General features: G+C 29.5%; 11 protein-coding genes, 1 pseudogene and 1 other annotated feature. Of the genes and pseudogenes, 11 read left to right on the top strand and 1 reads right to left on the bottom strand.

Translation table 11 applies throughout. The annotated features are described in order from the left end of the window. The first annotated feature begins 68 nt into the window (after nucleotides 1-68). The 5 genes and pseudogenes from ACQPUY_RS14690 to ACQPUY_RS14670 all read left to right on the top strand — a co-directional run. Nucleotides 69-6,503, top strand: a complete 6,435-nt coding sequence (locus ACQPUY_RS14690; protein WP_430842263.1) for an Ig-like domain-containing protein — start codon at nucleotides 69-71, stop codon at nucleotides 6,501-6,503. Nucleotides 6,504-6,763: 260 nt separating this feature from the next. Beyond that, on the top strand, nucleotides 6,764-8,290 hold the full coding sequence (gene gpmI, locus ACQPUY_RS14685) for a 2,3-bisphosphoglycerate-independent phosphoglycerate mutase (protein ID WP_430842261.1): 1,527 nt from the start codon (nucleotides 6,764-6,766) through the stop codon (nucleotides 8,288-8,290). Nucleotides 8,291-8,586: 296 nt separating this feature from the next. After that, entirely contained in the window at nucleotides 8,587-13,167 is a 4,581-nt protein-coding gene (locus tag ACQPUY_RS14680) for a S8 family serine peptidase (RefSeq protein WP_430842259.1), read from the top strand. A gap of 236 nt (nucleotides 13,168-13,403) precedes the next feature. Beyond that, the gene (locus ACQPUY_RS14675; RefSeq protein WP_430842257.1) at nucleotides 13,404-14,777 is read left to right on the top strand and encodes a hypothetical protein; all 1,374 of its coding nucleotides are present in this window, start codon (nucleotides 13,404-13,406) and stop codon (nucleotides 14,775-14,777) included. A 21-nt stretch (nucleotides 14,778-14,798) separates the two neighbouring features. After that, nucleotides 14,799-15,032, top strand: a pseudogene (locus ACQPUY_RS14670) (transposase); the annotation flags it as partial. A 201-nt stretch (nucleotides 15,033-15,233) separates the two neighbouring features. Here the strand turns inward: ACQPUY_RS14670 and ACQPUY_RS14665 are convergent. Further along, nucleotides 15,234-15,998 (bottom strand): SDR family NAD(P)-dependent oxidoreductase, encoded by a 765-nt coding sequence (locus ACQPUY_RS14665; RefSeq protein WP_430842256.1) that lies wholly within the window; start codon nucleotides 15,996-15,998, stop codon nucleotides 15,234-15,236. A gap of 216 nt (nucleotides 15,999-16,214) precedes the next feature. On the opposite strand from ACQPUY_RS14665, the gene ACQPUY_RS14660 reads away from it, so the two are divergent. From ACQPUY_RS14660 to ACQPUY_RS14635, 6 genes are all read left to right on the top strand, one after another. Then, complete coding sequence (locus ACQPUY_RS14660; protein ID WP_430842254.1) at nucleotides 16,215-16,340, top strand: hypothetical protein; 126 nt, start codon at nucleotides 16,215-16,217, stop codon at nucleotides 16,338-16,340. 371 nt (nucleotides 16,341-16,711) lie between these two features. Then, on the top strand, nucleotides 16,712-17,584 hold the full coding sequence (locus ACQPUY_RS14655) for a DegV family protein (RefSeq protein WP_430842252.1): 873 nt from the start codon (nucleotides 16,712-16,714) through the stop codon (nucleotides 17,582-17,584). 172 nt (nucleotides 17,585-17,756) lie between these two features. Next, nucleotides 17,757-17,968, top strand: a binding site (T-box leader). 47 nt (nucleotides 17,969-18,015) lie between these two features. Beyond that, on the top strand, nucleotides 18,016-18,681 hold the full coding sequence (locus tag ACQPUY_RS14650) for an amino acid ABC transporter permease (protein ID WP_430842250.1): 666 nt from the start codon (nucleotides 18,016-18,018) through the stop codon (nucleotides 18,679-18,681). Further along, a complete protein-coding gene (locus tag ACQPUY_RS14645; RefSeq protein ID WP_430842247.1) occupies nucleotides 18,662-19,336 on the top strand; it encodes an amino acid ABC transporter permease in 675 nt (224 codons plus the stop codon). The genes ACQPUY_RS14650 and ACQPUY_RS14645 overlap by 20 nt, the downstream gene beginning before the upstream one ends. A gap of 14 nt (nucleotides 19,337-19,350) precedes the next feature. Beyond that, nucleotides 19,351-20,097 carry an amino acid ABC transporter ATP-binding protein gene (locus ACQPUY_RS14640; RefSeq protein ID WP_430842245.1) on the top strand — a complete coding sequence of 249 codons (747 nt, stop codon included), beginning with the start codon at nucleotides 19,351-19,353 and terminating at the stop codon, nucleotides 20,095-20,097. 37 nt (nucleotides 20,098-20,134) lie between these two features. Beyond that, on the top strand, nucleotides 20,135-20,980 hold the full coding sequence (locus ACQPUY_RS14635) for a cysteine ABC transporter substrate-binding protein (protein WP_430842243.1): 846 nt from the start codon (nucleotides 20,135-20,137) through the stop codon (nucleotides 20,978-20,980). Nucleotides 20,981-21,006: the final 26 nt, after the last annotated feature.

Raw genomic sequence — 21,006 nt, 5'->3', positions numbered from 1 at the left:
AATATACAAATAAAAAGTTAGTAAGTGAACTTACTATATAAATCATAATTATGAGGGGGATAAGTAATATGAAGTGTAAGAAAATACTAAGTACTATTTTGGCTACTTTGTTAATCACAAATTCTTCAGGAATTACAGTATTTGCAGAAACAGTTAGTAAAAAAATTGCTACTGCGAATACTATAGAAAGTAATTCTGAAAGAACAACTTTGTTTAATGATGGCTGGGTATTCAACTTAGGGGATGTTCAAGGTGCGAAGGAAAAGAATTTTGATGATAGCAATTGGGAAAAGTTAAGTTTACCACATGATTGGAGTATTGAGCTAGATTTTAACAGCAATTCAGAATCAACTCATGAGGGTGGATACTTAGATGGAGGAACTGGATGGTATAGAAAAACGTTTACTTTACCTTCTGAAATGGAAGGAAAAAAACTATCAATTGATTTTGAAGGAGTTTATATGGACAGTTATGTTTATGTAAATGGAGTTCAGGTTGGAAATCATCCTTATGGATATACACCATTTTCTTTTGATATAACAGAAAATTTAGTTTGTGATGGAGTAACAGAAAATGTTATAGCTGTAAAGGTAAACAATAAACAAGCTAGTAGTAGATGGTATTCTGGAAGCGGAATATATAGAGATGTAAAGTTAACGGTTACAGACAAAGTTCATGTAGATCAATATGGAACATATGTAACTACTCCAAATTTATCAGAAGAATATTCTACTGGTATGGCTACAGTAAATGTTAAGACAGATATAGTAAATGAGGAATCAGTAGATAGAGAAGTTCAAGTTATATCAGCTATTTATGATAATGAAGGTAAAAAGGTAGCAGAAAAAACTAATTTACAAATTGTTCTTAAAGGAAATAAGCTTCAATTTAACGATGATATAGTAGTTAATAACCCACAACTTTGGAGTACAATAAATCCATATCTATATAATATTGTTACAACTGTGATGATTAATAATGAAGTTGTAGATGAATATGAAACTGAATTTGGGATAAGATGGTTTGAATTTACAAGTGATAATGGCTTCTATTTAAATGGAGAACAAATGAAATTAGAAGGAGTTTGTATGCATCATGACCAGGGGGCTTTAGGTGCAGTTGATAATGAAGCAGCAATAAGAAGACAAGTTAAAAAATTAAAAGAGATGGGAGTAAATTCTATAAGGGTAACACATAATCCTGCATCTCAGCACTTAATTGATATCTGTAATGAAGAAGGTATACTTTTAATAGAAGAAGCTTTTGATACATGGTATAGTGGAAAGAAAACATATGATTATGGAAGATTTTTTGAACAAAAGTCAATCCATGGTGATATGACATGGGCTGAATTTGATATAAAACAAATGGTCAATAGAGGTAAAAATGCGCCAAGTATAATAGCATGGTCTATTGGAAATGAGATACGGGAGACAGCTCAAACAAAAGGTGTTCAAACTGCTACAAATTTGAATAAATGGGTAAAAGAGATCGACTCAACTAGACCTACAACAATGGGTGAAGATAAGTTTAGATCTGGAACTGGAGAAGGACAACATGAAGAAGTTGCTAAGATTGTGGATCTTGTTGGTTTTAATTATGCCGAAGATAAATACGATAAAATCCATAGCAAATATTCTGATTGGAATTTATATGGATCAGAAACTTCTTCTGCAACAAGAAGTCGTGGAATTTATAGACATCCTGGTACATCAACTCAAATGACAAAGTATCCAGATTTACAACAATCATCATATGATAATGATTATGTTAGTTGGGGAAAAACTGCTGAAGAGGCTTGGAAAAGAGATAGGGATAGGGGATATATTGCAGGAGAATATATTTGGACAGGATTTGATTATATAGGTGAGCCAACTCCATACTATAGTTCATATCCATCGAAATCTTCATATTTTGGAGCTATAGATACAGCAGGGTTTGAAAAGGATATTTTCTATTTTTATCAAAGTCAATGGTCAGATTCTCCAATGGTGCATTTATTACCTCATTGGAGTTGGGAAAATGATGATAGTATAAAAGTAGATGGTAATAAAATTTTAATGTATGCTTATACAAATGCAAATAGTGTTGACTTATATTATAATTCAGATGTAAACAGTGAAGAATTAGGTGAATTAGTTGCAAGTGATAGATATGAAGTAACAAGTGCTGGATATAATGGTAAGTATAAAGAGACAGAAGAAGGAAAGCTTCATTTAGAGTTTAAAGTGGAATATAAGCCAGGAAAAATAACAGCAGTTGCGAAGGATGAAAATGGAAAAGAAATTGCAAGAGATATAGTTAAAACAGCAAATGAAGCAAAGAAGGTAAATTTAAGTGCTGATAGGCAAGTTATAGAGGCAGATGGATATGATTTATCATATATAACTGTTGATATAGTTGATGAAAACGGTACATTAGTTCCAACAGCTGATAATTTAATTGATTTTGAAATATCAGGAAATGGAAAGATAGTTGGAGTTGATAATGGAAATGCAGCAAGTGTGGAAAGATATAAGGATACTAAAAGACAAGCTTTTAGTGGGAAAGCTCTAGTAATTGTACAATCTACAAAAGATGCAGGTTCATTTACATTAACTGCAAATAGTAATGGATTATCATCAGACAGTATTAATATATATACAGTAGAAGAAGGCGATTTAGAAGAAAATAAGATAGTTGGATATGATGTTAATGATGTTACAGTACCTATAAATGGTGAATTAAATTTACCTAGTACAGTAACAGCTGTATTTGCAAATGAGGAAAAACAAGAAGTTGATGTTACATGGGATAAAGTGTCAGCTGATAAGCTTTCAAAAGCAGGAGTATTTAATGTTAATGGGAAGGTAAATGGTAGTGAGATAACTGTATCAATTAGAGTTATAGTTAAAGATATAATAGGAATTTTAGATACAAGAATACTAGTACCTGTTGGAATAGTGGAATCTCTTCCAACAGAGGTTTCAGCAGTTTTCAATGACGGAAGTATTGAAAAATATCCAGTAGAATGGGATAAAGAATTATCAAAAGAAGATGTTAGTAATGTAGGAACTATCGAGATTGAAGGCTTAGTAACAGGATTATCATCATTAAAAGCCAAAGCAATAGTAGTTGTTTCTGAGAATTCAGTAGAAAACAATATTGCTAAAAATGATGGTACAACATATCCTAAACCATTTGCAACTTATGTTGGATCAGATCCCGTAAGCACAATAAATGATGGAGTAGTATCTCAAAGTAGTACTCCTAAAAATAGATGGACAAACTGGGGAAAATCAAATCAAGACTTTGATGATTATGTTGGAATAGAATTTAGCGAATCATATTATATTAATAAGATTGGAATTGCTTTATATTCAGATTCTGGTGTTGCTTTACCAAGTGAGATTATAGTTGAATACTTTGATGGTTCAAATTGGGTTCCAGTTAGCAATCAAAGTAAAAAGAATGAATTCACAGGCGTAGGGGTAGAACAAATAACATTTGATACAGTAAACACTAATAAAATAAGAGTTTTATTAAAAGAAGATACATCAAAAAATAAAGCAGTTGGGTTAACAGAACTATTAGTATATTCAAAGGTATTAAAAATTCAAGGGACAGCTTTGCTACAAGAAATAAAAGTTAATGGAGAAAGTCTAGAAGGATTTAACGAAAATACAGAATCATATACTATTAATTTACCATATGGAAATGTTATTCCAGAAGTAACAGCAACTGCTAAAGATAATGCTAGTATATTTGTAATACCAGCACTAACATCTAATTCAACAACTAAAATATTAGTTATTGCAGAGGATGGTAAATTGGAAAAGACATATTATGTAAAGTTTAAAGAAAATGATCCAATTCTAAATAGTGCAACTATCTCTTTAGGAAAAGGTGAATTACTTGAAGATAATATTATTGATTTAATAGTTGATGCTAAATTGCAAAGTGGAAATAGCATAGATATGAATCTTTTAGATATTAAATATAATGTAGTATCAGAAAGTGGTGCAGAGGCTAAAATAATAGATAATAAGTTATATTTATATAAAGCTGGGGATATAGATATATATGCAGATGTAACATATAAAGGTGTTACAAAGAAAACTAATATAATAAGCACAACTATTTTAGAAAATACAGAAGAAAAAACAATAATTTCTTATGAAAAAGTTATAGTTGAAACAGAAAAAGGAGTAATTCCTAAACTTCCAGAGAAGGTTAAAGCAACATTTGATATTGGATTACCAAAAGAAGTTAAGGTTAAATGGGATAAAATAAATGAAGAAGATTATAATAAATATGGTATTTTCGAAGTAGATGGTACGGTTGAAGGTCAAGAGCTGAAGGTTATTGCAAAGGTAGTTGTAAAAGGTGTTTCAGCTGTAGAAAATATTTCAGTTGCTACAAATATAAAAGTAGAACCTACTTTACCAACTACTTTAAAAGTATATAGTACAGATGGAACAGTTAAAAATAGTTCAGTAATTTGGAATCAATATGATAAAGGATTATTAAACAATGAAGGTGAATTTACAATTACAGGTGTTGTTGAAGGAATTGATATAGAAGCTAAGGCTAATGTTAGAGTTACAAATGAAAGTATAATTGGAGATAATATTGCAGGAGCTAGAAATGGATATGATTTACCAATGGCTATAGCATCATATACAAATGATACTAGCGTCTCATCATCTTCTAAGGATAGTATAACTAAGGTAAATGATAATGTGATTGAACATGATCCAAATGCAACTAATAATAGATGGTGTAACTGGAAGAAAACTAATATGAATACAACAGACTGGGTTGGTATTATATTTGGAACAGGAGTAGCAGAGAAAAAATATATAGATAACTTAAATATTGACTATTTTGAAGATAGTGGAACAAAGATTCCTTCTAATGTAGTAATTCAATATTATGTTGGTGATGAAATAACATTACCTAAAAATCCAGCTCATGTTGCTAAAGAAGAAAGTTCTCCATTAAATGATGATAATAACTGGATAGATGTAACTAATTTAGTGACAAATCCCGAAGAGATATCAGGATTAGGTACAAATGTGTATACATTTGATAAAGTAAAAACTTATGCATTAAGAGTTAAGATGACCGCTCAAAGTAATATGGCACTAGCTATAACAGAAATAAAAGCCTTTGAAGAAAAGGTAGTTTCAAATACTAATTTTGATGTAAATACAATAAAAGTAAATGATAAAGATTTAGAAGGATTTGCTCAGGATATATTAGAGTATTCATTGATACTTGAAAATGATGAAAAGCTACCAAGTGTTACAGTTGATGCAACTAATAATGCATCCTCAACAGTTATATACAAGGTAGAAAGTTCTGAAACATCTAAGTATGCAGTTAATAACAATGAATTAATAGAAGTAATTATTAATTCAGAAGATGGGTTGAAAGAAGTTAAATATACAATAAATGTAGAAAGAAAAAATCCAGAGGTAGAAGTAGATAAGTTATTATTACAATATGCAGTAGAGTATGCAGAAGAAGCAAAATTAGATGGTGCATTAGAGGATGTAGTACCAATTGTAGTAAAGGAATTTAATGAAGCATTAGAAGAGGCTAAATTAATATTAGCAGACCCGGACGCAACTGAAGCTCAAGTTGATGCATCATTTAATAGATTAATAAATGCAATTTGGATGCTTGAATATAAAAATGGTGACAAAGAAGCATTAAAAGATATGATTGACTTAGCTGAAGGGTTAAATGAAAAGCAATATACAGAAGAGACTTGGGTAAAATTACAAGATAAATTAGAATTAGCTAAAGCTGTTTACGAAGATGAAAATGCGTTAAAAGATGAAGTTGAAAAAGCTTCACATAATTTACAAAATGCAATAAATGAGCTAATAAAGAAGAATGTAGATAAGATTAAGCTTAAAGATTTAGTAAATGTTATTGAGAAGTTAGAAGAATCAGAATATATTAAAACAACTTGGGAGAACTTACAAGATAATTTAAAGAATTCTAAGGATATTTTAACAAATGAAGATGCTATACAAAAAGAAGTGGATGAATCATATAATAACTTGATGAGAGCTTATTTAAATTTGAGATTAAAACCAAGTAAGGATAAACTCAATGAATTAATAAATAAAGCTGAATTATTAAATAAAGAAAATTACACTTTAGAATCTTGGAATAAGTTAGATGAGGTATTAAATAATGCTAAAACAGTTTTTGATAATGAAGATTCAACACAAGAAGAGGTAAGTAATGCAGAGAAAAGTTTAAAGAATGCTATAAATAATTTAGCATTATCAGAAAATGATAAAAAAGATGATGTGAATAGTAGTAATAATGGTGCTATTAGTGAAGATAATAATAGTAATAATAACACCAATGTCGGAAAAGGTAGTAATGACATTAACTTACCAAATACAGGTGCAATGATTTCTTCAGCTGTAGTAGCAACTATAGCAGTTATTATTGTAGCTGTTGGCGTAATTTTGTTAAGAAAGAAAAAAGAAAAAAAGTAATATTTTAAAGAAGGCTATTACCAATTAATTTTGGTAATAGCCTTCTTTTCTATGTAATATGATTTAAAATATATTTATACAGTTTAGTAAATTAGTTAAAAAATAATTATTTTTTGCAAAGGTTTAACTAATAAGTAGATTTATTGTTTATATTAATTAAATATAGTATAATATAGAGGAAATTAAAGAAAGATAATATTATATTATTTATTATTGTCAATATTATTTCAAATATAGATTGAAAAAATTTGGAGGGAATTATGGCGAAGAAACCTGTAATGTTAATGATATTAGATGGATTTGGAATAGCTCCAAAGTCAGATGGAAACGCTGTTGAAGCAGCAAAGAAACCAAATTTCGATAAATTAATTGGAAAATATCCACACACTCAATTACAAGCAAGTGGATTATATGTAGGATTACCAGATGGACAAATGGGTAACTCTGAAGTAGGACACTTAAATATTGGTGCTGGAAGAATTATATATCAAGAATTAACTAGAATAACTAAAGAAATTGCAGAAGGTGGTTTCTTTAAAAATGAAGCATTAACTTTAGCAGTTAAAAATGCAAAAGAAAATAATGCAGCACTTCACTTAATGGGATTATTATCAGATGGTGGAGTTCACTCACACATAGATCACTTAAAAGGATTATTAAACTTAGCAAAAGAAGCAGGATTAACTAAAGTGTATGTTCATTGCTTTATGGATGGAAGAGATGTTCCACCATCATCAGGAAAAGACTTTATAGTTGAACTTGAAAATTATATGAAAGAAATTGGTGTAGGTAAGATAGCTACTATAGCTGGAAGATACTATGCTATGGATAGAGATAATAGATGGGAAAGAGTTGAACTTGCTTACAATGCAATGATACTTGGTAAAGGTGAAATGGCATCTTCAGCAGTTGAAGCTATGGAAAAGTCATATAATGACAACAAAACAGATGAATTTGTTTTACCAGCTGTTATAGACAAAGATGGAATGATTAAAAATGGAGATTCTGTAATATTCTTTAACTTCAGACCTGATAGAGCTAGAGAAATAACTAGAGCTATTAATGATAAAGAATTTACTGGATTTAATAGAGAAACACTAAACTTAACATTTGTTACAATGACTCAATATGATAAGACTTTAGAAGGTGTAAATGTTGCATACAGACCAGAAAGTATAAACAATACTTTAGGTGAATATGTTTCAAATAAAGGCTTAAACCAATTAAGAATTGCTGAAACAGAAAAATATGCTCACGTTACATTCTTCTTTAATGGTGGGGTAGAAAAGGAAAACCCAGGTGAAGATAGAGCTCTTATAGCATCTCCGAAGGTTGCAACTTATGACTTAAAGCCAGAAATGAGTGCTTATGAAGTAACAGATGAATTAATTAATAGAATAGATTCAGATAAGTATGACATGATTATCCTAAACTATGCTAACCCAGATATGGTTGGTCATACAGGGGTAATGGAAGCGGCTGTTAAGGCTATAGAAACCGTTGATGAATGCTTAGGAAGAGTAGCAGATAAAATATTAGAAAAAGACGGAACATTATTCATAACTGCTGACCACGGTAATGCTGAAACAATGATAGATTTTTCAACAGGAAATCCATTTACAGCTCATACAACAGATCCAGTTCCATTCCTATGGGTATCAAACAACACAGAAGGAAGAACATTAAAAGAAGGTAAGCTAGCTGATATAGCACCAACAATGTTAAATGAAATGGGTCTAGAAAAACCAGCTGAAATGACTGGAGAATGTTTAATAGTAAATAAGTAATAAAAAATATGCGCAGCTATAAGCTGCGCTTTTTTACTCTTTAGAAAATTATAAAGATGTTACCCTGTGAATAACTTTTTATAATTTCAATCCTTCAGTTTTGAAGTATTAAAATATCATAGCAAGGTGACTTGGAGCGAAGCGACGGAACCTAGATATGATATTTTAATACTTTTTTATAATAAATATAATATTATTAGTAGATTGCCAATAATTAATAAAACTTGACAGAAATGTAATAAAATGTATAATTTAAAGTATTAAAAATATATATTTTATTAAAAGGGGGCTATTAGATGGTAAAGAAGAAGGTTGTAGCTGTAATGTTAGCAGCTATATTGGTAGCTAGTTATTTACCAATTACAAAAGTATTTGCAGGTAATCTTGCTACAGTAAATGGGGAAAAATTAAATTTAGAGCAGATTAAAAGTGAGGCTATAAAGCTTTACAAAAATCAGAAGCTACAAGAAAAAAATGAAAAATCGGACTTATACAATGTAGAAACTTCAAAAACTTATGAAGATAGTGACAATGTCAGAGTTATAGTTACGCTTGAAGAGGGAAATGGACTAACTAGAAGTGGAATTTCAGAAGAAAATTTTGAAATTCAAGCATTAACTTTAGATGAAATGGAATCTTCAGATATTGGTTTCGATGTAAGATACCAATTTACTGAAGATGTAAACACCATAACTGGGGATGTTAAATATGGTGATATAAAAAAGATTGAGTCTCTTGACAATGTAGTATCTGTAAGAGTAGCTAGAGAGTATTATGTAGATCTTGCTAATTCTAATAATATGGTACAAGCTCAACAAGTTTGGGATGAATATGGATATAAAGGTGAAGGCATGGTTGTTGCTGTTTTAGATACAGGATTTCAAGTTAACCATCCAGACTTTTTATTAGGAGAAGAAGGCAGTGAAAAGGCCAAATTAACAGAAGAAAACTTAAATAATGTTTTAGATAGCACAGAAGTTGATGATATTTATTATAATGAAAAATTTCCAACAGGATATGATTGGGCTAATAAAGATAATGATATATCACCAGCTGATCCGTTTAACGCTAGTCATGGTATGCATGTAGCTGGTATAGTAGGTGCAAACGGAGATGTTGAAAATGGAGGAGTTAAAGGTATAGCTCCAGAAGTGCAAATAGTAGGTGAAAAAGTATTTGCAGATGATGGAAGAGGGTATGAAGATGATATTATAGCAGGTATAAATCATGCTGTTGAAGTTGGTGCTGATGTAATTAATATGAGTCTTGGAAGTGATGCTGGATTTGTTCTAGAAGATAGCGATTTAATGCAAATTGCTATAGAAAATGCATCTAAAGCAGGGGTATTAGTAGTTGTTGCGGCAGGTAATGCTTACTATTCAACAAAAGATCTTTATAGCTATAGGCCAAGCTCCTATGCTGATAATTTTGATATAGGTACAGTTGGAGATCCGTCAATATCCTCTTATGCTTTATCAGTAGCATCAATGAATAATAATAAAATTACTGCAAATGTAGCTGAATTGAGTAATGGTGAAAAAATTGAATACTTAAATCAAGTTAGATTTTATCCAATTTTAACAGAAGTTATTGGACAAGAAGAATATGAAGTTGTTAAAGTAAATGGAACAAACGAAAAGGATTTTAAAGATGTAGATTGTAAAGGAAAGGTAGTTTTACTTGAAGTAGATAATCCATATTTTGTGAATTTAAGCTTGCAAGTAATAGCAAATAGGTATGGGGCTGTAGCTATAATCGTATCTGGTGAATATACAAATGGATATAATATAGATTCTTATTATAAAGTGCCTGTTGCATCAACTAATAAAGAAAATGGTGATAAAATATCAAAGTTATTAGAGGATGGTGAAAAACTATCTATTAAATTTACTAATAAGGTTACAGTAGTACCATCAGTTGATGGAGTTGAAGCAAGTGATTTTTCAGGTTGGGGAACTACTTCAACACTAGATTTTAAACCAGAGGTTTCTGGAGTTGGTGGTGATATATATTCTACTACACCAGATAGTCAACATACTACTATGTCAGGAACTTCTATGGCATCACCACAAGTAGCAGGAGCAGTAGCTATTTTACTCCAATCAATGAAGGAAAAAAATAATAATTTAGATTTTGAAACAGTTATGACAGCTAAAAATATTCTTATGAATAATACTGAAATAGTTGAAGAAATAAGTGCAGATGCTCCATATTCGCCAAGAAAGCAAGGAGCAGGGTTAATACAATTAGGAAATGCACTTACAACTCCAATAGTTGTTTATGATGCTGATGCAGAAGTTCAAAAGAGAAGCGCTGTAGCATTAAAAGAAGTTGAAAATGATTTTGAGTTTAATTTAGGAATTGAATCATTTGCAGATGAAGATTTAAAATTTGAAGTTATTGTTGATTTATATACTGATGAAAGAGATACAGAGGATGTAGATATAAATCTTGATGGTGAGGTTGATTTTAATAAGGAAGTAACTAAGCTTACAAGTAGAAAAGTAAATGGTGCTAATATTACTATAAATGGTGAAGCAGTTTCTGAAAATAAATACGTAACAGTTGATGGAGCTACAACATTAAATGTAGATGTTAATTTATCTAACTCTGATATTTTAGATAAGTCTTATGTAGAAGGATTTGTAAGATTTATACCTCAAAATTCAAGCTATGATGAAGTAAGCATTCCTCTTATGGGATTCTACGGGGATTGGAATGATGCAGCAAATGTAGATGAACCTATGGTTGGGGGTGAGCCTTATGCTGAATATACAGCAATATTTTCATATGATTCAGATACTCCTCTTGGATTTAGTAGAGATACAGCTACAATAAATGAAGATAAGATAGCATTTTCACCTAAGGGATATGAAAATTTAATTGGACCTAAATTTACTGTTTTAAGAAATCTTGAGTATTTAAATGTATCTGTAGAAGATGAAAATGGAAATTTTGTTAAAGAGCTATATGAAGATGAATATGTAACTAAAAATACTTTCTATAATAGAAATATATTTTATAGTATTGCTGATAATAATCCATGGGATGGAACTAATGAGGAGAATGTGTTAGTTGAAGATGGTCTTTATACTTTTGTTATAAAAAGTAAATTTGCTTATGAAGGTTCTGAAATTCAAGAAACTAAAATGAATGTTAAGGTAGATGCTACTGATCCTAAAGTTAGTGATATAAAGATTACAGAGGTTGATGGTGGATATGAAATAACCTTTGATGTATATGATGAAACTTCTGGTTATAATGGTTCGATATTATTTATAGATAATGAATATGTACCTTTATCTACTGGAGAAAAGAGCCATTTTGTTGAAGAAATGCCGAGTGAATTAGTAGTAGTTGCTTTTGATAATGCAAAGAACGCAGGGATTGGTGTATATGGTGATTCTAAAGAAATAGATGCAGAAACTATGTTATTATACTTTCATGTTGCTGGAGATTATGTAAATTATGAAAACACTTGCTATATTTATGGTGCAGTACAAAAATCACTAACTTGGAAGTTAAGCATAGTTGGACCGACTGGTGATGTTGTTTATGAATTAGAAGACTTTGAAAGTAGTTTATTTAGCACTCAATTTCTTCCAGAACAAGGAGAGCCAAATGGATCTTATACTTTAACAGGATATCTTTTAGATAAACCTACAGGAATTTTTGCTAATTTAGATAAGTATGAGATAAATATTGAAGATAATGAAGTATATGATAAGTCGGAATTATTTAATGTAATTATGTCTATGAAGGAATTTAGAGATAATTTATTAGTAGGAACTGAAGCAGGACAATATCCAGAAGAAGCTGTTAATGAGTTTAGTGATACTTTAGAAGGTGTTATTGATATATATTATGATCCAGCTTCTACTGATGAAGATATTTCAAATGCTATAGAAGTTATAAATAATGCTAAAGTAATTTTAGAAGATAAAGTTAATCCAAGTGATGGTAAGGTAAGCGCTATTAAATTATTAGAATATAGTAATGGATTAGTAAATAAAGCTGTAATAGGTGATAGGCCTGGAAATTATACAGAAGCTTCAGTAGAAGCATTGAAGACAGCTATATCAGAGCTACAAGTCTTAGTTGATAGTGAAGAAGAGATAACTGATGAAATGTTTAATGAAGAAATAGTTAAGTTAAACAATGAAATTAAAGTATTCTTAGAAAGTGTTATTCCAGCAGGGGATGTATCTAAGATTGAAAGCTTAATAAATGATCAAAGGTTGTTTATAGAATTAGTTAAAAATGCTGAAACTGAAAAGAAATATGAAAAAGAAGTAGTAGAAGCATATGAAGCTTTATTAAATGAATATGCAGATTCTATTGTTGAATCACTTACAATTGATGAAGCTGAAGCTAAGTTTGAAGAGTTAAAGAGTGATGTAGAAGCTTTTAGTGCAAGTGCAATAGATATTAGTGGATTAAAGCAAACTATTGACAATGCTAATAAAATTTTAATAGAAATTGAATCTGAAGAAAGTTTATACGATTCAGAAGCTATAGAGGAATTAAAGAGCTTTATAGAAGCAGGTGAAAACATAGTTAAGGCTCCATATACTTCAGAAGAAGAAGTAAGTAAGGCTATTTCTAATATAAAAGCTGCTATAAAGAATGTTAAGGATAGTAAGGAAGATGTTATTAAGCCTGTAGAGCCGAGTAATCCAATAGACCCAAGCAATCCTGGAGATTCAGATAATGATAAAGAAAAACCGGGAGATACAAATACGTATATAAAGGGAGACTATTTAGATAACTCCAATTTACCTAAAACAGGTGCTGTAGTTGGAAGTACAGTAGTTGTTGGAATAGGACTTGCTGCAATTGGTGCAGGAAGTATATTATTAAAGAAAAAGAGAAAATAATAAATAATCAAGAAACCTCTATTAGACAAATAAATAGTCTAATAGAGGTTTCTTACTTTGTTACTAATGAAAAAATTATTATAAAAGCATGATACCATTATATAGAGGCATATATGATAACAATTATTTGAAATGTAGAAAAAATACAATTTTGGGGATATAATATAATTAATTATAAAATCAAATGGGTATTAAGAATAATTAAGAAGAAAAAATATGGGGAAAAGGGTATATAAATGAGTAAATTTGATGAAGAGTATTTTAATGATAGCTCAATAGTTTTAGAAGAGAAAGATTTAAAGAATTTTTGGCATGAATCTATGAAAAATATTACACTTGGTTTTATGTTTACTGTAATGACGTTTAATTTTTTATGGCTACAGTATATTTTGCCAACAATAGGAGCAGCATTTTTATATATTGGCTTTCGTAGTATAAGAAAAGAAAATAAGTCACTTAATATGGCTTGGATTTTTTCTATAATAAATATGATATTTCATATATTAAATTTAATATATATAAATACACCTTTAAGTATTAATTATAAAAATACTAGTATAATGGCTTTTATCTCAACAATTTTTCAAGTGAGTTTTCTTATTATTTTTAGAAAAGGTTTTAAGAATATTTTTTATAGAGCAGATATACTAACTAAAAAAGATCCTATTTTAGGTTTGATTATTTGGAGAATTATAGTTGTTATTTGTGGAATAACAGAATTGGGAGAAATTTGGATTATATCTATTCCAATAATTATTTATTACTTTTATATTTTTAGATCAATATATAAATTAAGCTATAAACTTGAAACTATTAATTACATGTATTCAGAGAAAAGTATAAGATTTAATAAGAAAAAGCTTCTTTGTGGCTATATGATAATATGTATATTTATAGTTGCAGTTTGTTGTGTATTCTCTAATCATATCAAATTAGATTCAATTAAAGTTATTCCAGTAAAAGAATTTTCAATTAGAAATATGCTAATAGATAAGGGAGTTCCATTAAAAATTGTTAAAGATATATTAGATGATGATATTACTATTCTTAAGGATATAATAAATGTTGAAACCTTTAGTGAAGAGTTAAATTTTAATTCTACTTCAGAAAACAATTTGAACGTAACAAGTATTTTTATTGAACTTAAGGATAATGAAATGTATGCAATTGAATATTTTAATTTTGGCGGAAAAGGACCTTATTGGCAGGATGGATTTGCGATTAGTAATACATGGTCTTTAGAACTTATAAATGGAAGATTGTTATATGAAAAGGAGGACATAAATTATACAGCTCCTATACCTAGATTAAATGGAGAAATAGTTACAAGTAATGATATGTTTGTATATACAAGGCAAGATAATAAAATTACGGGAGTCATGAATTATCCTTATAATTCTAAAGAACAAAGAGGTTATGTTTTTTATAAAATAGATATTCCTGAAGGCACTATAACAGGATCTAATATAGTAAACTATATACATTACAATCATCCATTTAGAATTCCTTATACTGAAATAGAAAAGAAAAATTTAATGTTTAGTGATAATTTAAGACAGCATGTTACAAACTTCAGAACTAAGTCTAGTATGGAATTTATGAGTGATTAAAAAATTTGAATTTTATGGAGAGATATTAGAAAAATGATATACACTACAAATCTTTTGGAAGGATTAAACCGACAAATCCGTAAGTTCACAAAGAATAGAATTATTTTTCCAACAGATGAATCTTTAAATAAAGCTGTTTACTTAGCGACTATGGAAATAATTGGGGAATGGACTCAACCCACATCAAATTGGGGCATTACGCTAGCGGAGCTTTCAATAATATTTGAAGACAAATTAAAAGATGAATTAGCATAAAAGCTTGTACTTTTTGTGAAAATCATGCATATTATTCGATTTTTTTTAAATACTATAAGTAAACAGAATAATTCATTATTAGTATTTCATTATAAGAAAAAAATATTACTGGAAACTCAAATTTCCAGTAATATTTAATAAATAAAAATCTCAATTACACAAAACTATCTCAAGTCTCTATTAAAATTTTAAGATTCAAATTTATAGTGTGCTACCGAAATCTGAAATAATTGTTTGTCCGGTAATTGATCTTGATTCGTCGCTTGCTAAAAATAGAAGAATATTTGCAACATCCTCAGGCATACATGGTTGAATAGACATATCGCTATGTTTAGCCATCTGTGCCATCATGTTCTTGTCAAGGTTTGTTGGATTCATGTCAGACACCATTGGAGTAACTATACTTCCAGGACATACAACGTTGCAACGAATGTCTGTACCAGCAAAGCGTAAAGCAGTATGACTTGTTAATCCTATTATAGCTGCTTTAGATGAAACATAAGCAGCACCACCACACCCACTTACACCTGCGATTGAAGATACGTTTACAATAGAGCCTTTTCCTGTTTTCAACATTTCATTTGTAGCCTCGCGCATACAATACATAGTTCCTTTTATATTTATATCTACGATATAGTCTATATCTTCGTCAAGTACACAGTCGATTGGCTTTAAGCCAGATTCTAGTACACCAGCATTATTAACTAAAACATCAATTTTGCCAAAGGTTTCTACTGTTTTGGAAATTAGATTTTTCACATCATTAGGTTTTGAAATATCAGTTACTACTGTAAGAACTTCTCCACCTTCTTGTTTTATTTTATTAGCAACATCAATTAGCTGAGTTTCACGTCGTGCACTTATTACAACTTTTGCACCTTCCTTTGCAAAAAGTAGTGCTGTTGTAGCACCAACTCCTGAATTACCCCCTGTAATAATTGTAACCTTATCTTTTAAACGTCCCATAATATCCTCCTTTACCATTTGTTATATAAAAGTATACCTATTTGATAAATTTTTGTCAATATATATAATTCTAAATTGTAAAAATTAACTATAAATAGGAAAAAAGTCTATAAATAATTTTTTAAAATGTGATATGATTTATTATATATTATAATTATAGTAAAATTATTAATTAAATTACATTAGTATTGAAATATAGAACTAAAGGGGATAGGGATGTGTAAATTTAGAGAACAATATTTTAGAGATGAATCAATAGTTTTAGAGGAAAATGATTTTAAGAATTTTTGGCATAAATCTGTTAAAAATATTACAATTTATAATCCCCTTATACTGAAATAGAAAAGGAAAATTTAAGTTAGGAGAATTTCATGAGTAAATTAATTAACAAATTTAAAAAAATATAAATTAACAATATTAGCTTTAATACTTGCTTTTGTTCTACTATATACAATTCATTTTTATATGAATCACAGTCTATTAAAATTTATATTATGGATATTAGTAATAGTAATCGAATCATCTATAATCCAATATGAGAAAAAGTTAAATAAAAAAGTAAAATAATTTTAAATTATTCTTTTTTGCGAATTGAGCAAGAAAGATAATATATACATATATATTTAGTTTGATTCTCAAAACATTTGACAATAAAAGAAGTAATATATATAATATCAGTACGAAACAAATAAGACATATAGGAGTTGAAAAATATGAATATAAAGCTAATAACAGATTCAGCTTGTGATTTATCTATAGATTTTATAAAAGAGAATGATATTGATGTGGCATCTTTAATGGTTAACTTAAATGGAGAATTTATACCAGATGATTTAGGACAAACTTTAAATCATGAAGATTTTTTTAAACTAGTTAAAGAAGGAGCAATGCCTTCAACAACTCAAGTTAATGTTGGAACTTTTCATAAAATGTTTACAAAGTATGTTGAGAAAGGAAATTATATATTATATATAGGTTTATCTTCAGCACTAAGTGGAACTGTAAGTAGTGCAATAACTGCAAGAAATATGGTATTAGAAGAGCATCCAGATGCAAATATATATGTTTTAGATTCATTAAGTGTATCTGTAGGTGAAGGCCTATTAGTTTATAAGGCTGTTGAAATGATAAAGAATAATGTTCCTATAGAAGAAATTATAGATTATTTAGAGTCTATTAAAAGAAAAGTAATTCATGCTATAACAGTAGATGATTTAAATCATCTAAAAAGAGGAGGTCGTATTTCAGGCGCTGTAGCAGCCGTTGGTGGTTTACTTGGAATAAAGCCAACATTAAAGATTGATGATGAAGGAAGAGTTTTATCAGCTGAAAAGTTCAAGGGAAGAAAAAAGGCCTTAAAGAGTTTAGTACAACAAATTAAAACAAATGGAGAAAATATAGAGGACCAAATTATTTTTATTTGTCAGGCTGATTGTATAGAAGATGCATTAGAAGTAAAGAAAATGATATTAGAAGAATATAAATATAAAGTTAGAGATATAATTATTACTTCAATAGGAGCTGTTATAGGAACTCATGGGGGGCCTGGAACTTTAGGAGTAGTGTTTATAGGAAAAGAAAGATAAAAATTATAACATATGATTAAGAAAGAAACTTAAATTACTTTAGGTTTCTTTTTTGCTTAAAAAACATTATCATTTTTTTATAGTTATCATATATTAGAGTAAGTGTAAAAAAAGCTATTGACAAAAATAACCAATAAAAATATAATTTAAATAAACATATCGGAATAGTAGGAATAATACAATGATGAAGAAAGTAATATATAATTATAATTTACAGAGAGAAGGCAAGAGCTGGAAGCCTTCAATTATTTTATATATGAAGTGCCCTTCGGAGTATAAGGTATGAAGTTGTAGTAGTATCTTAACGGAATGCCGTTTATAGCATACAAAAGTGGAAATTATATTCAACTAGAGTGGAACCGCGGAGTTTACTTCGTCTCTTATTTTTAAGGGATGAAGTTTTTTTATGTATTTTAATAGGGGGAATGCAAATGAAGATAGATTTTAATTTTATTACAGAAATAATACCAACGTATGTCCAAGGAACCATTATGACTTTGAAGCTTGCAGTTATTTCTATTCTATTATCAATAATAATAGGATTATTAATAGAAGCTGCTAGATATTTTAATTTAAAAATTTTAACTGCAATATCAAAGGCTTATATAGAATTTTCAAGAAATACTCCATTATTAATCCAAGTATTTTTCCTTTTTTATGGATTAACTAAGTTTGGAATAAAACTAAGTGGTTTTACATGTGGTGTTATTGGACTAGCTTTTTTAGGTGGAGCTTACATGGCTGAATCCTTTAGAGGCGGGGTGGAGGCAGTTTCAAAGTCGCAAATAGAAAGCGGGCAAGCCTTAGGGCTTAGTAAGATGCAAATATTGACAGATATAATATTACCAATTAGCTTCTCAATATCGATTCCAGCAGTAGTTGCTAATTGTATATTTTTGGTTAAAGAAACATCAATAATTGCTTCTATTGCAGTAGCTGAGCTTATGTTCGTCACTAAAGATGTAATAGGTATGTACTATAAAACTAATGAAGCTCTGATTTTAGTTGTTCTATTCTATCTTATAATATTACTTCCAATTTCCATAGTTAGCAGAATTATAGAAAGGAGGTTAAGGTATGGGGAGTTTGGCAGATAATCAAATTTTTAGTATAGACAATTTAAAAAGACTTATGGAAGGATTAGGGGTTACCTTAAATATTGCACTAGTATCAGTAATTTTATCTACTATTTTAGGGATTGTTTTTGGAATTATTATGACTAGCAAAAGCAAACCAATCAAGGCATTATCTTTTTTATATCTAGAAAGCGTTAGAATAATTCCAGTAATGGTATGGTTATTTATATTTTATTTTGGAGTGCCAACATTATTTAATATTCATATAGATTCATTAATAGTTGGATACATTGTCTTTACGATTTGGGGAACAGCAGAAATAGGAGATTTAGTTAGAGGGGCTATTACTTCTATTCCTAAAATTTATTATGAGTCTGCTGCTGCATTATCCTTAAATAAGTTTAAAACTTATAGATATATAATTATTCCAATAAGTATAAGAAGAGTATTACCAGGGATTATTAACTTAACTACAAGAATGATTAAAACAACTACATTAATGACCTTAATTGGATCTGTTGACTTAGTTAAAGTTGGACAACAAATAATTGAAAGATCTATATTAACAGAGCCTTTAACACCATTTTGGATATATGGATTTATGCTAATAGTATATTTCTTGATATGCTTCCCAATTTCATTAGGAGCAAAGGCTTTAGAAAGAAAGTTAAATTAAGGGGATGATAGATTATGAGTGATGAAGTATTACTTAAGGCTAGTAATTTAAAGAAAGACTATGGTGATATAGAAGCTTTAAGAGGAATAGATTTAGATGTTAAAAAGGGTGAAGTGGTAGTTATACTTGGACCTTCAGGTTGTGGGAAAAGTACATTTTTAAGATGTTTAAATGGGCTTGAGAAAATTAATGAAGGTAATATATATCTTGAGGGATATGGTCTTTTAGGAAAGGAGATACCCTTTGAAAAGGTAAGAGGAACAGTAGGAATGGTCTTTCAGAGCTATGAACTATTTCCTCATCTAAATGTTATTAATAATATAATGCTGGGGCCAGTTAAGGCTCAAAATAGAAAAAAGGAAGAAGTAGAAAAGCAGGCAGATGAACTATTAAATAGGGTAGGTTTATATAATAGAAAGTATGCTTATCCAAGAGAGTTATCTGGAGGACAAAAACAAAGGATTGCAATAGTTAGGGCTTTGTGCATGAATCCTGAAATAATGCTTTTTGATGAGGTTACAGCAGCTTTAGATCCAGAAATGGTTAGAGAGGTTTTGATGGTTTTATTAGAACTTGCGAAGAATGGGATGACAATGGTGGTAGTTACACATGAACTTGAATTTGCAAAGAATGTTGCAGATAAAATAGTTTTTATGGAAGAGGGAAGGATAGTTGAAATGTCTTCTCCAGAAGAGTTTTTCAGAAGTCCAAAAACTGAAAGGGCAAAGAGCTTTTTAGCTTCATTTGATTTATATAAATAAAAAAAATATAGTTTAGTAAAGAAAGGGTGTAAATAATATGAAAAAACTATTATCAATAATTTTAACTTTAGTATTAGCAGTAGGAGCGTTAGTAGGATGTGGTCAAGCAACAAATGATAACCAAACATCTGAGGAAAATCAATCATCTATAGAGGAAATTAAGGCAGCAGGAAAAGTAAGAATTGGTGTGTTTAGTGATAAGCCACCTTTCGGTTATGTAGATGAAAAAGGTGAAAATCAAGGATATGATGTTTATTTAGCAAAGAGAATTGCAAAAGATTTACTTGGTGATGAAAATAAAGTTGAATTTATATTAGTAGAAGCAGCTAATAGAGTAGAATATTTAGAATCTAATAAGGTTGATATTATATTGGCAAACTTTACTGTAACTCCTGAAAGAAAAGAAAAAGTAGATTTTGCTACTCCATATATGAAGGTTTCATTAGGAGTAGTTTCACCAGATGGATCTCCAATTAAATCAGTAGAAGATTTAAAAGGTAAAAAACTATTAGTTAATAAAGGAACTACAGCAGAAGCTTACTTTACAAAAAATTATCCAGATATAGAACTAGTTAAATTTGAACAAAATACAGAAACTTTTGCAGCATTAACTGACGGAAGAGGAGATGCATTAGCTCATGATAATACTTTATTATTTGCATGGGCAAAGGAGAATCCAGGATACACAACCTTCATTTCAAGCTTAGGAGATGAAGATGCTATAGCACCAGCAGTAAAGAAAGGTGATACTGAATTATTAGAATGGCTTAATGACGAAATAGATACTTTAACTAAAGACGGATTCTTTAAAGAGGCATTTGAAAAGACTTTAGAACCGGCTTATGGAGATACTGTAAAGCCAGAATCAGTAATATTTAATTAAATAGAAAAATTGTTATAAAAAAACTA

Source organism: Clostridium nigeriense (assembly GCF_050585245.1).
Lineage (GTDB): Bacteria > Bacillota > Clostridia > Clostridiales > Clostridiaceae > Clostridium > Clostridium nigeriense_A.
The sequence above is the reverse complement of the archived record's forward strand: the minus strand, read 5'-3'. Positions and strand labels throughout refer to the sequence as shown.

What these genes read in the sequence shown, in the direction of transcription:
- ACQPUY_RS14690 (WP_430842263.1), top strand. Translation starts at nt 69, where the DNA reads ATGAAGTGTAAGAAAATACTAAGTACTATTTTGGCTACTTTGTTAATC.
- gpmI (WP_430842261.1), top strand. Translation starts at nt 6,764, where the DNA reads ATGGCGAAGAAACCTGTAATGTTAATGATATTAGATGGATTTGGAATA.
- ACQPUY_RS14680 (WP_430842259.1), top strand. Translation starts at nt 8,587, where the DNA reads ATGGTAAAGAAGAAGGTTGTAGCTGTAATGTTAGCAGCTATATTGGTA.
- ACQPUY_RS14675 (WP_430842257.1), top strand. Translation starts at nt 13,404, where the DNA reads ATGAGTAAATTTGATGAAGAGTATTTTAATGATAGCTCAATAGTTTTA.
- ACQPUY_RS14665 (WP_430842256.1), bottom strand. Translation starts at nt 15,998, where the DNA reads ATGGGACGTTTAAAAGATAAGGTTACAATTATTACAGGGGGTAATTCA.
- ACQPUY_RS14660 (WP_430842254.1), top strand. Translation starts at nt 16,215, where the DNA reads ATGTGTAAATTTAGAGAACAATATTTTAGAGATGAATCAATAGTTTTA.
- ACQPUY_RS14655 (WP_430842252.1), top strand. Translation starts at nt 16,712, where the DNA reads ATGAATATAAAGCTAATAACAGATTCAGCTTGTGATTTATCTATAGAT.
- ACQPUY_RS14650 (WP_430842250.1), top strand. Translation starts at nt 18,016, where the DNA reads ATGAAGATAGATTTTAATTTTATTACAGAAATAATACCAACGTATGTC.
- ACQPUY_RS14645 (WP_430842247.1), top strand. Translation starts at nt 18,662, where the DNA reads ATGGGGAGTTTGGCAGATAATCAAATTTTTAGTATAGACAATTTAAAA.
- ACQPUY_RS14640 (WP_430842245.1), top strand. Translation starts at nt 19,351, where the DNA reads ATGAGTGATGAAGTATTACTTAAGGCTAGTAATTTAAAGAAAGACTAT.
- ACQPUY_RS14635 (WP_430842243.1), top strand. Translation starts at nt 20,135, where the DNA reads ATGAAAAAACTATTATCAATAATTTTAACTTTAGTATTAGCAGTAGGA.